The organism is Pantoea brenneri (assembly GCF_038594305.1).
Taxonomy (GTDB): domain Bacteria; phylum Pseudomonadota; class Gammaproteobacteria; order Enterobacterales; family Enterobacteriaceae; genus Pantoea; species Pantoea brenneri.
Genome location: NZ_JBCGBG010000009.1, coordinates 61,404 through 73,285 on the forward strand (window position 1 = coordinate 61,404; position 11,882 = coordinate 73,285).

General features: G+C 54.6%; 14 protein-coding genes. 9 read left to right on the plus strand and 5 right to left on the minus strand.

What is annotated here, in order from left to right; genetic code table 11:
* Positions 1-34 precede the first annotated feature (34 nt).
* Together AABB92_RS21570 and envC are read right to left on the minus strand one after the other, a co-directional pair.
* Positions 35-946, minus strand: coding sequence for a divergent polysaccharide deacetylase family protein (locus AABB92_RS21570; RefSeq protein WP_031375595.1), 912 nt, complete (start codon positions 944-946; stop codon positions 35-37).
* Between the two features lie 3 nt (positions 947-949).
* Complete coding sequence (gene envC, locus AABB92_RS21575; protein ID WP_046289517.1) at positions 950-2,251, minus strand: murein hydrolase activator EnvC; 1,302 nt, start codon at positions 2,249-2,251, stop codon at positions 950-952.
* A gap of 253 nt (positions 2,252-2,504) precedes the next feature.
* On the opposite strand from envC, the gene AABB92_RS21580 reads away from it, so the two are divergent.
* From AABB92_RS21580 to cysE, 5 genes are all read left to right on the plus strand, one after another.
* Positions 2,505-2,936 (plus strand): rhodanese-like domain-containing protein, encoded by a 432-nt coding sequence (locus AABB92_RS21580; RefSeq protein WP_031375596.1) that lies wholly within the window; start codon positions 2,505-2,507, stop codon positions 2,934-2,936.
* Positions 2,937-2,956: 20 nt separating this feature from the next.
* Complete coding sequence (grxC, locus tag AABB92_RS21585; protein WP_008926942.1) at positions 2,957-3,211, plus strand: glutaredoxin 3; 255 nt, start codon at positions 2,957-2,959, stop codon at positions 3,209-3,211.
* 38 nt (positions 3,212-3,249) lie between these two features.
* Positions 3,250-3,720 carry a protein-export chaperone SecB gene (gene secB / locus AABB92_RS21590; RefSeq protein ID WP_031375597.1) on the plus strand — a complete coding sequence of 157 codons (471 nt, stop codon included), beginning with the start codon at positions 3,250-3,252 and terminating at the stop codon, positions 3,718-3,720.
* Positions 3,720-4,736 (plus strand): NAD(P)H-dependent glycerol-3-phosphate dehydrogenase, encoded by a 1,017-nt coding sequence (gene gpsA, locus AABB92_RS21595; RefSeq protein WP_031375598.1) that lies wholly within the window; start codon positions 3,720-3,722, stop codon positions 4,734-4,736. Before secB ends, gpsA begins: the two co-directional genes overlap by 1 nt.
* 68 nt (positions 4,737-4,804) lie before the next feature.
* Positions 4,805-5,626 carry a serine O-acetyltransferase gene (gene cysE / locus AABB92_RS21600; RefSeq protein WP_046289519.1) on the plus strand — a complete coding sequence of 274 codons (822 nt, stop codon included), beginning with the start codon at positions 4,805-4,807 and terminating at the stop codon, positions 5,624-5,626.
* Here the strand turns inward: cysE and trmL are convergent.
* The 3 genes from trmL to cpxR are packed head-to-tail and all read right to left on the minus strand — an operon-like array spanning position 5,623 to position 8,206.
* Complete coding sequence (gene trmL, locus AABB92_RS21605; RefSeq protein WP_031375599.1) at positions 5,623-6,096, minus strand: tRNA (uridine(34)/cytosine(34)/5-carboxymethylaminomethyluridine(34)-2'-O)-methyltransferase TrmL; 474 nt, start codon at positions 6,094-6,096, stop codon at positions 5,623-5,625. The two genes, cysE and trmL, sit on opposite strands and share 4 nt — an antisense overlap.
* A 35-nt stretch (positions 6,097-6,131) precedes the next feature.
* A complete protein-coding gene (gene cpxA / locus AABB92_RS21610; protein WP_031375600.1) occupies positions 6,132-7,511 on the minus strand; it encodes an envelope stress sensor histidine kinase CpxA in 1,380 nt (459 codons plus the stop codon).
* Positions 7,508-8,206 carry an envelope stress response regulator transcription factor CpxR gene (gene cpxR / locus AABB92_RS21615; RefSeq protein WP_031375601.1) on the minus strand — a complete coding sequence of 233 codons (699 nt, stop codon included), beginning with the start codon at positions 8,204-8,206 and terminating at the stop codon, positions 7,508-7,510. The genes cpxA and cpxR overlap by 4 nt, the downstream gene beginning before the upstream one ends.
* A 148-nt stretch (positions 8,207-8,354) precedes the next feature.
* Between cpxR and cpxP the strand changes: the two genes are divergently transcribed.
* From cpxP to pfkA, 4 genes are all read left to right on the plus strand, one after another.
* Complete coding sequence (gene cpxP / locus AABB92_RS21620; RefSeq protein ID WP_031375602.1) at positions 8,355-8,864, plus strand: cell-envelope stress modulator CpxP; 510 nt, start codon at positions 8,355-8,357, stop codon at positions 8,862-8,864.
* Positions 8,865-9,316: 452 nt separating this feature from the next.
* Positions 9,317-9,472: a con-10 family general stress protein gene (locus tag AABB92_RS21625; protein WP_031375603.1), complete on the plus strand. Its 156-nt coding sequence runs from the start codon at positions 9,317-9,319 to the stop codon at positions 9,470-9,472.
* Between the two features lie 234 nt (positions 9,473-9,706).
* Complete coding sequence (fieF, locus tag AABB92_RS21630) at positions 9,707-10,609, plus strand: CDF family cation-efflux transporter FieF (RefSeq protein WP_031375604.1); 903 nt, start codon at positions 9,707-9,709, stop codon at positions 10,607-10,609.
* A 208-nt stretch (positions 10,610-10,817) separates the two neighbouring features.
* A complete protein-coding gene (gene pfkA, locus AABB92_RS21635; protein ID WP_046289520.1) occupies positions 10,818-11,780 on the plus strand; it encodes a 6-phosphofructokinase in 963 nt (320 codons plus the stop codon).
* Positions 11,781-11,882: the final 102 nt, after the last annotated feature.

Consider the following 11,882-nt stretch of genomic DNA (forward strand, 5'->3'; position numbering starts at 1 on the left):
ACGCTAAGCTGCATACTTAGCATTCATAGCAAATTCAGAACAGACTTTTTACCTGCTTAAACAGCGGACTCTGGCTCACGCTTTCGCCTACCACTTCCAGTGCTCGGGTCGCCGGAACCGGTGTCAGCGGCCGTTTCGGCTTACACAGCCCTGGCGGCTGGAAGCGCGGAGAAGCGGGCTTGGTTGGCGCTACCGATGTGGCTGGCGGGCGAGTGCCATTATGCAGCGGCTCGTTCAGCAACTGGCTGGGACGGACTAAGGTAATCTCAGCCGGCAGCGTGGGTAACATCTGCTGCAGCACCCGGACCGTGTTGGGATGCGGATGACCAATGGCGATGGCGTAGCCATCACGCTGCGCCAGCTTTACCGCGCGGCTAAACTGCTGGCGAATGGCGTTAATATCCTGGCTGTCATCCAGAAAAACTCTGCGCTTCAGCACTTTGACCTGGGTACCCTGCGCCGCCGGCACTGCCTGGCTGTTGGCGATGGTCATGCTATCCAGGAAGTAGAGATTGTAGTGGTTCAGCGCCTGCATCACTTTTTGCATGCCGGGCAGGCTGGAGGTCATTCTGCTGCCCATATGGTTATTGAGACCCACCGCATAAGGCACGTTGCTGACTGCATTACGCATGATGCGTGCTACCTCTTCACTGCTCATCTCCGGCGTTAAGGTATCTTTCTCCAGCGGCTGCTTGCTGAGCGGTGCCATCGGCAGATGGATCAATACCTCGTGGCCACTCTGATGCGCTTTGGTGGCCATTTCACGCGCGTGCGGCGCATTGGGCAGCACGGCAACCGAGATCGCCTGCGGCATCTGCAGAACCTTGTTCTCTTCGGTCGGACGATAACCGACATCATCAATCACAATCGCGAGTTTGCCGGCGTGGGCAGCGTAGCTGAGCAGCAAACTGCTCAGCAGTACGGAGATTTTTCGAAGTTGTAGCAAAACTTATTTTCCTAACCACGGGAGTGGGTTGACGGCCTGTCCCTGACGTCGAATTTCAAAATAGAGCGACGGTGTGCCACGGCCGCCGCTGGTACCGACCAGCGCAATAGGCTGACCGGCTTTCACCTGTGCACCGACGGTCACCAGAGCGCTTTGGTTGTAGCCATACAGGCTCATATCGCCTTTACCATGCTCCAGTACCACCACCAGACCATAGCCCTGTAACCAGTCGGCCATCAGTACGCGACCGTCGGCGATGGCTTTCACCTCGGTGCCTTCGCGCGCATCAATCACCAGCCCTTTCCAGCGCAGCTCACCCTGTAGCTGTTCGCCAAAGCGATGCTCAATACGTCCGCGTACCGGCCACAAGGCCTGACCGCCCGCGCGACCCAGGCCGCCGGTTCGGGCGACCAGCTCGCGTTCACTCTGGGTCGGCTGATAGCTTGATCCTTTGGCTTTCGCCTGCGCCTGACGCTGACGCACTTTTTCCGCTTCACGCGCTTCGCGGGCAGCACGTTCCCGTGCTTCACGCTCTGCCCGGGCGATTTTGTCCTGCAGGCGGGTTTCGTTCTGGCGCATCTCCACCAGATCGGCCTGATCTTTTTCCAGCGCGCTTTCCAGTACCGACAAGGTTTTCTTACGTGCTGCGCTCGCCTGCTGCAGTTTCTGCTGCTGGCTTTGCTGCTGGGCTAACAGGCCTTTCTGCTGCTGTTGCTTCTGCTCCAGCGAGGCCCTCTGCTGGTTCAAATCCTGTCGTGTCTGCTGCAGCGCCTCAATGCTCTTCTGACGCGTGGCATTCAGGTAACCGAAATAGGCCAGAATGCGCTCGCTGCGCTGACTTTCTTCGCCACCCAGCAGCAGTTGCAGGCCATTATGCTGGCCCTGGCGAAACGCGGCGTCGAGCTGCTGTGAAAGCAGCTTTTCCTGTTGTGTCTGCTGCTTTTCAAGCCGGGCGATCGAGCTGGCGAGCTGGCTGATGTCATTGTTCAATGCTGTCAGGCTATTCCGGGTTTCGCGCAGCTGACGGCTGGCCTGAGCGATGATTTTTTCCTGACTCTGCAACTGATCCAGCAGTTTGCTGCGCTGTAGTTTTTGCGCTTTAACGCTTTTCTCTTTTTCGGCGATGTTTTGCTGAATAGATTGCAGTTGAGATTTGCTGTCTTCCGCACTGCGCGCGGCGGTTGGCAATAACAGTACGCCCGCACAAAGCAGGCTAAGGGAGAGGGTGGACAGATGTGTGGACAACGGCAGGTTATCGCCGTTGCGACGGGTCCTTGTGTGCGAAACGGTTGTTTTTCCCTTCATAGGCCAATGATTATTCCACGATGAACCGCCGCTTACCAGTAAACCGCACCGGCATTTGCTTTTCCAGTTATGTCCGGTTTTTACAGGACATCGCCTAAGCGTTACGCCATTTTTGTGCTTTAGCCAGATTTTTTTGGAAAATGCTACTCAAATTGCCACTCTGGCCGCTTAGCATCTGTACATGAGAAGTGGCGCAGGTATACTCAGAACCCTTGTTTTAGCTTATTAGCCCGGTCTGGAGTCGTTACCCCTCATGCAAGAAATTATGCAGTTTGCAAGCAATCACCCCATCCTCAGTCTGGCATGGGTTGTTTTACTCATTCTGGTGATTGTGACTACCGTTAAAGGAATGTTCTCTAAGGTAAAAACCATCAGCCGCGGTGAAGCAACCCGCCTGATTAACAAAGAGGACGCGGTAGTTGTAGACGTGCGTTCGCGCGACGATTTTCGCAGAGGGCATATCTCAGGCGCGCTGAATGTGGCAGCCGCAGAGATTAAAAAAGGCAACTTAGGCGAACTGGAAAAACATAAAGCACAGCCGATCATCGTGGTGTGCGCGACCGGACAAAGCGCGGCCGATCCTGCTGCCCATCTGAGTGCTGCTGGCTTTACTCAGGTATCGGTGCTGAAAGACGGCATCAGCGGCTGGAGCGGTGAAAATCTGCCGTTAATTCGCGGTAAATAATCTTACTGAGGTGCTAAATCATGGCAAATGTCGAGATGTATACCAAAGCGACCTGCCCTTACTGCCATCGGGCGAAGGCGCTGTTAACGCAAAAAGGCGTATCGTTCCAGGAGATTCCCATTGATGGGGACATGGCGAAACGTGAAGAGATGATTAAGCGCAGCGGTCGTACTACCGTGCCTCAGATTTTCATTGATGCGCAGCACATTGGCGGCTGCGACGACTTATTTGCACTCGATAATCGCGAAGGTTTAGATCCTTTACTGCAGGCGTAATTTTACGCCGGACATTCTCACTTATAGGACCTGGTCACATGTCAGAACACAACACTAACGAAATGCAATTCCAGATTCAGCGCGTATACACCAAAGATATCTCATTTGAAGCGCCTAACGCGCCGCAGGTTTTCCAGAAAGAGTGGGAGCCGGACGTAAAACTGGATCTGGATACTGCATCTTCCCAACTGGCTGACGAAGTTTATGAAGTCGTGCTGCGTGTGACTGTAACCGCAACCGTGGGTGAAGAGACCGCTTTCCTGTGTGAAGTTCAGCAGGCCGGTATTTTCACTATCAGCGGTATCGAAGGCACGCAGATGGCCCATTGCCTGGGTGCTTACTGCCCGAACATCCTGTTCCCGTATGCCCGCGAATGCATTACCAGCCTGGTTTCACGTGGTACTTTCCCGCAGCTGAACCTGGCGCCGGTTAACTTTGATGCGCTGTTCATGAACTACCTGCAGCAGCAGCAAGGTGAAGAAGGCGCCGAACCACATCAGGATGCCTGATGACTACTCACGCTTCGATTAGCGTCATCGGTGCCGGCTCGTACGGCACCGCTTTGGCGATTACCCTGGCCCGTAACGGCCATCCGGTGCTGCTGTGGGGACATAACCCGGCGCACCTGGCGCAACTTCAGTCTGACCGCTGTAATACCGCCTTCCTGCCCGATGTGCCGTTCCCTGATAATCTCTCCCTTGAGCCGGACCTGGCGAAAGCCATTGCGGCCAGCCGCGATCTGTTGATTGTGGTGCCGAGTCACGTCTTTGGTGATGTGCTGCAGCAGATCAAGCCGGAATTGCGTGCCGATTCGCGTATTGTCTGGGCGACCAAAGGGCTGGAAAAAGAGACCGGACGTCTGCTGCAGGATGTGGCGCGTGAGATCGTTGGCGAGGCGATTCCGCTGGCAGTGATCTCTGGCCCGACCTTTGCGAAAGAGCTGGCGGCAGGTTTACCGACCGCGATTGCACTGGCGGCGACCGATGCGCAGTTTGCTGACGATCTGCAGCAGAAGCTGCACTGTGGTAAAAGTTTTCGCGTTTACAACAACCCTGACTTTATCGGCGTACAGCTGGGCGGGGCGGTGAAAAACGTGATTGCTATCGGTGCCGGTATTTCGGATGGCATCGGTTTTGGTGCCAATGCACGTACCGCATTAATTACGCGCGGGCTGGCGGAAATGAGCCGTCTTGGCGCGGCGCTGGGTGCCGATCCCACCACCTTTATGGGCATGGCGGGATTGGGCGATCTGGTACTGACCTGTACCGATAATCAGTCGCGCAACCGTCGTTTTGGCATGATGCTGGGACAAGGTGAGGATGTAGATAGCGCGCAACGCATTATCGGACAAGTTGTAGAAGGCTACCGAAACACCAAAGAAGTCAGAGCGTTAGCTGCGCGTGTCGGCGTCGAAATGCCGATCACCGAGCAGATTTATCAGGTGTTGTATTGCGAAAAACCCGCGCGGGATGCAGCATTAAGCCTGCTGGGGCGGACAAGGAAGGACGAAAACAGCAATAGCTAAAGCAGGAAGCGTAGCGTCATCACCTGTAGCGCCCATTCAGGCGCTTTTTTTATCGGGAGAAAACAGCAATGTCGTCTGATGAGTTAGAACTGGTCTGGAATAATATCAAAGCAGAAGCGCGAGCCCTGGCTGATTGTGAGCCGATGCTGGCCAGCTTTTACCACGCGACATTGCTTAAGCATGAGAATCTCGGTAGTGCCTTGAGTTATATGCTGGCTAATAAGCTGGCCAATCCGATTATGCCCGCGATCGCCATCCGTGAAATTGTCGAAGAAGCGTATCGCGAAGACCCCACGATGATTCTGTCAGCCGCCTATGATATTCAGGCGGTCCGTCAGCGCGATCCGGCGGTGGACAAATATTCCACGCCGCTGCTCTATCTTAAGGGCTTCCACGCCTTACAGGCGTACCGTATCGGCCACTGGTTGTGGAACGAGGGACGCCGTGCGCTGGCGGTTTATCTGCAGAATGAAATTTCCGTCTCATTTGCGGTTGATATCCATCCTGCCGCTAACATTGGTCACGGCATCATGCTCGACCATGCGACCGGCATTGTGATTGGTGAAACGGCAGTGGTTGAGAATGATGTCTCGATCCTGCAGTCAGTTACGCTCGGCGGGACCGGCAAAACCAGCGGCGATCGTCATCCAAAAATCCGTGAAGGGGTGATGATTGGTGCCGGGGCGAAAATCCTCGGTAACATTGAGGTCGGACGCGGAGCAAAAATCGGCGCGGGTTCCGTGGTCCTGCAGCCTGTGCCACCGCACACCACCGCCGCAGGCGTGCCTGCGCGCATCGTGGGTAAACCCGGCAGTGATAAGCCGTCAATGGATATGGATCAGCACTTCAACGGCAGCCTGGCGGGCTTTCAGTTTGGCGACGGCATCTAGCCTTTAATCAGTGCGCCAGCGTAATCGAGCTGGCGCCACGCTTCATACACCACCACCGAGACCGCATTCGACAGATTCATACTGCGGCTTTCGGCCTGCATCGGTATACGAATCTTCTGTTGTGCCGGTAAGGCCTGCAAAATCTCAGCCGGCAATCCGCGGCTCTCCGGACCAAACAGTAAATAATCCCCGGCCTGATACTGCACTGCGCTGTGCGCTGGCGTGCCTTTGGTGGTCAGGGCAAACAGCCGCGCGGGCGATTCTGCCGCCAGAAATGCCGCATAGTCTGCGTGGAATTTGATGGCGGTAAATTCGTGATAATCCAGACCGGCACGACGTAAGCGTTTGTCATCCCAGGCAAAGCCGAGTGGCTCAATCAGGTGGAGCTGAAAGCCGGTATTGGCGCACAGGCGAATGATATTGCCGGTATTAGGCGGGATTTCTGGTTCAAACAACACAATGTTAAGCATAAGGCCCCCAATAACGAGGGCCGAAGCATAGCAAATTATTGTCGACCGGAGGAGTAGAGCGGTAACCAGATCGTCAGGCGCAGGCCGCCAAGCGGGCTGTCATCGGCCTTAACCCAGCCGCGATGTTGCTGCACGGCGGTTTCGACGATGGCCAGACCGAGGCCGGTGCCGCCCGATTCGCGATCGCGCGCTTCATCAGTACGGTAAAACGGTCGGAAAATCTGTTCGCGATCTTCCGGGCTGACGCCAGGACCATCATCATCGACATGTACCGTGATACCGGCGATATCGACCGAGAAGCTGACGCTGATGTGGCTGTTTGAATAACGCAGCGCGTTACGCACGATATTCTCCAGCGCACTCTCCAGCGCGTGCGGATTGCCGTAAAGCGGCCATGGACCCGGCGGATAAGGTATGTCCATCTTCTTGCCCATCTGCTCGGCTTCGAAGCGGGCATCTTCCAGCACCCCGTTCCACAGCTGATTCGCCTTCATCGCCTCACTGACCAGCGCATTTTTATGCTGGGTGCGCGACAGCACCAGCAGGTCGTTAATCATGCCATCCAGACGCTGCGCTTCCATCTCAATGCGCTCCAGCTCTTTGCCCTCGCCCTGACGACGACGCAGCAGCGCCGTTGCCAGCTGCAGTCGGGTAAGCGGCGTACGGAGCTCATGGCTGATGTCTGACAGCAGACGTTGCTGACCGGTCATCATCCGTTCCAGCGCACTGACCATCTGATTAAAGCTGGAGCCGGCAGCCAGGAACTCCTGCGGGCCCGATTCCAGTTCCGGATGCTGACGCAGGTTACCGCTGGCGACTTCATCGGCAGCATATTTCAGCTTACGGGCCGGACGTGCCAGGCTCCAGGCCAGCCACAACAACAGCGGCGAACTGATCAGCATTGTCACGATCAGCAGCAATAAGGGGCGATCAAACAGGAGATTGATGAAATCGAGCTGAGAACTGTTGGCTGGACGAATCATGTAGAGCTGATAGTTATCTTCACCGTCCCGAACCGCAAACGGCCCCACCAGTTCAACCCGACCATACTTCTTTTTCTGCGGATGATCCGCATTATCGGACTGGCCGATAAAATTGCGGATAACCTGCATTTCATTATGCTGCGCGCCGATTACCCGGCCTTCGCTGGTCACTAACAGCAGCCGCTGACCCGGCGGCGCCCATTTTTCTACTGCACGGAATAACCGGCGCCACCACATCAGATCGTTAGGCGGATCCTGTGACAACTCGGCTTCAACGTGCTGCTCAATCATGATGCCCTGCCGCTGTTCACTTTCAAGCAGCGAGGTCATCTGTCGGGAATCGAGTTTGGGCACCATTAGCACCAGCATCAATACCAACGCCAGGGTTAACCAGAAGATGGCAAAGATGCGGGTGGTCAGACTGCCAATCATGATGCCGAAACCATCAGGTAGCCCCGGCCGCGTAAGGTTTTAAACCATGGATGACCATCACGACGCTCAGGAAGCTTACGGCGCAGGTTGGAGATGTGCATATCAATCGCCCGGTCAAACGGCGTCAGGCGTTTACCCAGCACTTCCTGACTCAGATGTTCACGCGACACCACCTGACCCAGATGCTGTGCCAGCAGATAGAGCAGGGTGAATTCGGTGCCGGTCAGATCCAGCGTCACATCATCAAAGCTGGCCTCCTGGCGACCCGGATTAAGCCGCAGGCAGTCGACTTCCAGCGTCGGTGAGCTGTTGTCCTGCTGCTGTTGCTGTTCACTCCAGTTAGAGCGGCGCAGAATAGCGCGGATACGGGCCACCAGCTCACGATCGTTAAACGGTTTAGGCAGATAGTCATCCGCGCCCAGTTCGAGGCCCAGTACGCGATCCAGCTCGCTACCGCGCGCGGTCAGCATGATGACCGGAGTCTGATGTTGCTGTCGCAGTTCTTTCAGGGTGTCGATACCGTTCTTCTTCGGCATCATCACATCCAGTAACAGCAGATCAACGGAGTTATCAAGCAGGTTCAGCGCTTGTTCACCGTCGCTGGCTACCACCACCTCAAACCCTTCCATTTCTAACAGTTCTTTTAAAAGCGAAGTTAATTCGCGGTCATCATCTACCAACAGGATTTTATTCATTTTTGTAGCCCTCCGCAGGCAAAATACCGTGTTCCTGGCGCACCTATCCATCGCTTTACGTAGTTTTACACCCCCTGACGGATGTTTGCAGCTATCGCCGTACACTGGCTCTCGTTGAATCGCAAAACGGAACGAACTGGAGTAAACGATGCGCACATTAACCGCCGTCGTCCTTGCCTCAGCGATGGCTCTCAGTCTCGCCAGCGCAGGTGCAAAAGATACGACGACGATTGACGAGATGCATCATGGCGGATTGCCGACAGGCAGTATGACGCAAAATCCGCAAAGCCACATGTTCGAGGGCATCGAGTTGACCGAACAGCAGCGTCAGCAGATGCGTGACCTGATGCAACAGGCCCGACACGAACGCCCGGCGGTCCGTCTTGATGATATCGCCGCTCTGCATGAGTTAGTGACTGCAGACAAATTTAACGAAACGGCCATCCGCGAGAAGGCGGAAACCATCGCCAGAGTTCAGGTTGAACAACAGGTCGAGATGGCGCGTGTACAGAATCAAATGTTTCATCTGCTAACGCCGGCCCAGCAGGCCACGTTGCAGAAGAACTACCAGCAGCGACTGAATGAGCTGCGTCATTTATCGAATTTGCAGTCAGCATCATCACTGCAAGCAGTGAGTAGTACCAGCAGTAACCAGTAACATAGTATCCCTGTTTTCCTTGCCATAGACACCATCCCTGTCTTCCCCCGCATGATGCGGGGGTTTTTTTTATCTTTTTACTGGTTTTTTTGCTTTGACAGTAATCATCACTCCGCAATAAAAACGCCATTTGATTAGCGCTTAGTCAGCCTGCGCTACCGATCACCGCCGTTTAACTCTGTTTACGCACGATGACTGCGCTTAAGCGCACCGGGAGTATTTGCCGCTGCAGGTAATTTATTAACGAATTGATATATATGAACTTATGCGCGGAAGTCATCAGATTAACCTGGGTTTTCAACGGCCTGCATTCCCCGCGTTGCGCTTGCTGGATCAGGTCCAGCTTCTACACTTAATCCTGTCACTGCAGGGAAGTGAAGTGTCTTCGCGAAGTCTCAGGGAGCAACAACCACATTATGTCGTCCTGAATGAATCTATTAACGGAGTAAGTTATGGCAGAGCATCGTGGTGGTTCAGGTAATTTCGCAGAAAATCCGCAGAAAGCATCTGAAGCTGGTAAAAAAGGCGGCCAGAACAGCGGCGGCGGAAATTTCAAAAACGATCGTGAAAAAGCATCAGAAGCAGGAAAAAAAGGCGGCAAAAAGTAATTGCTGTCTCACGCCCTGACGCGGCTGGCAGATGAAATAATGCTGGCCCTGATGTGTTAAGCACTGTGCCCCGTCCTCCTGCTGTGGTCGGGGCTTGTTTTTATTATCGCGTTCTCCCCGGCCGACATCCCTCTCTTTGATCACAATTAAGCGGTCTTCTGACAGCAGTGTTAAACTTTAGCCATTCTTTCATTTGGGTGCGCATCTCCCTTGATGCTGCATACGGAACCTGGCATGCAACCCTCTTATGGTCGACTGGTAAAGCGTGCTGCTCTGGCCGCGACTATCCTTGCGTCTGTGCTGTTAATCGTAAAGATTTTCGCCTGGTGGTACACCGGTTCAGTGAGCTTGCTGGCTGCGCTGGTCGATTCACTGGTCGATATCGCCGCCTCGCTGACCAATCTGCTGGTGGTGCGATATGCGCTGCAACCGGCGGATGAAAACCACACCTTCGGACACGGCAAAGCGGAATCGCTGGCGGCGCTGGCGCAAAGCATGTTTATCTCGGGCTCCGCACTGTTCCTGTTTCTGACCGGCCTGCAACATCTCGCTTCACCAAACGTACTCCGTGCGCCTGGCGTCGGCATCGTGGTAACCGTGGTGGCACTGGCCTCGACCCTGATACTGGTGGCCTTTCAACGCTGGGTGGTGCGCAAAACCCGCAGCCAGGCGATCCGGGCCGATATGCTGCACTATCAGTCAGATGTAATTATGAATGGTGCCATCCTGATCGCGCTGGTGCTGAGCGGTTACGGCTTCGCCCGCGCGGACGCGCTGTTTGCGCTGGGCATTGGCGTGTTCATTCTCTACAGCGCGCTGCGGATGGGATATGAGGCGGTACAGGCGCTGCTGGATCGCGCGTTACCGGAAGAGGAACGGCAGCGGATTCTGACGATAGCGACGCAGTGGCCGCGGGTTCAGGGGGTACACGATCTGCGTACCCGCCAGTCCGGACCCACCAAATTTATTCAGCTACACCTGGAGCTGGAAGATCAGCTGCCGCTGGTGCAGGCACACCGTGTTGCCGACCAGGTTGAGAAAGCATTACGCAAAGAATTTCCCGGTTCGGACGTAATTATCCATCAGGATCCCTGTTCTGTGGTACCGTTCGAGAGAGAAGATTCTTTAGGTTTTTAACTTAAATGAATCAAGCTGATACGAAAGGCATGACGTAACGCTAACATTGCTGCAAAAAATAGTGAAAAGTTGTCTGACCTGAATCAATTCAGCAGCAAGCCTTTGATATACTATCTGCCATCACGTGTCGCGCTAATCGCAAGAATGATGCTCAGCAGCGATCGACAGGCAGGATTAACCCTTAGTTTTGAACAATCCAGAGGTTGTCATGATCAAAAAAATTGGTGTATTGACCAGCGGCGGCGACGCCCCAGGCATGAACGCAGCTATTCGTGGAGTGGTACGTTCCGCGCTGAGTGAAGGACTGGAAGTTTTTGGGATCTATGACGGTTATCTGGGTTTGTATGAAGATCGCATGATCAACCTCGATCGCTATAGCGTCTCTGATATGATCAACCGCGGCGGCACCTTCCTCGGTTCTGCACGCTTTCCTGAATTCCGTAATGAAGATGTGCGTCAGGTCGCGATTGAAAACATGAAAAAGCGTGGCATCGATGCGCTGGTGGTTATTGGCGGTGACGGTTCTTATATGGGCGCCAAACGCCTGACTGAGATGGGCTTTCCCTGCATCGGTTTACCCGGCACCATCGATAACGACGTAGCCGGTACCGATTACACCATTGGCTATTTCACCGCGCTGGAAACCGTGGTCGAGGCGATTGACCGTCTGCGCGATACCTCTTCTTCGCATCAGCGTATTTCGATTGTTGAAGTGATGGGCCGCTATTGCGGTGACCTGACGCTGGCGGCGGCGATTGCGGGCGGCTGCGAATTTATCGTGTTGCCGGAAATCCCTTACACCCGCGAAGAGCTGGTGGCGGAGATCAAAGCCGGCATCGCCAAAGGTAAAAAGCACGCTATCGTGGCGATCACCGAACATATCTGCGATATCGACGATCTGGCACGCTTCATCGAAACCGAAACCAAACGCGAAACCCGTTCAACCGTGCTGGGTCATATTCAGCGTGGCGGCGCACCCTGTGCTTACGACCGTATTCTGGCGTCACGCATGGGAGCCTACTCCATTGAACTGCTGATGCAGGGTTACGGCGGACGTTGCGTCGGCATCCAGAACGAGAAGATGGTGCATCACGACATCATCGACGCGATTGAAAATATGAAGCGTCCGTTCAAGCGCGACTGGCTGGATACCGCTAAACAGCTTTACTGATCCCTTCTGCGGGCGTGCAGTACAGCACGCCCGATCTGCTCGCCTGTATATTCCGCACGGTTATAACAGCTTATTTTTAATTCTTTTAGCTCTGTAATGGTT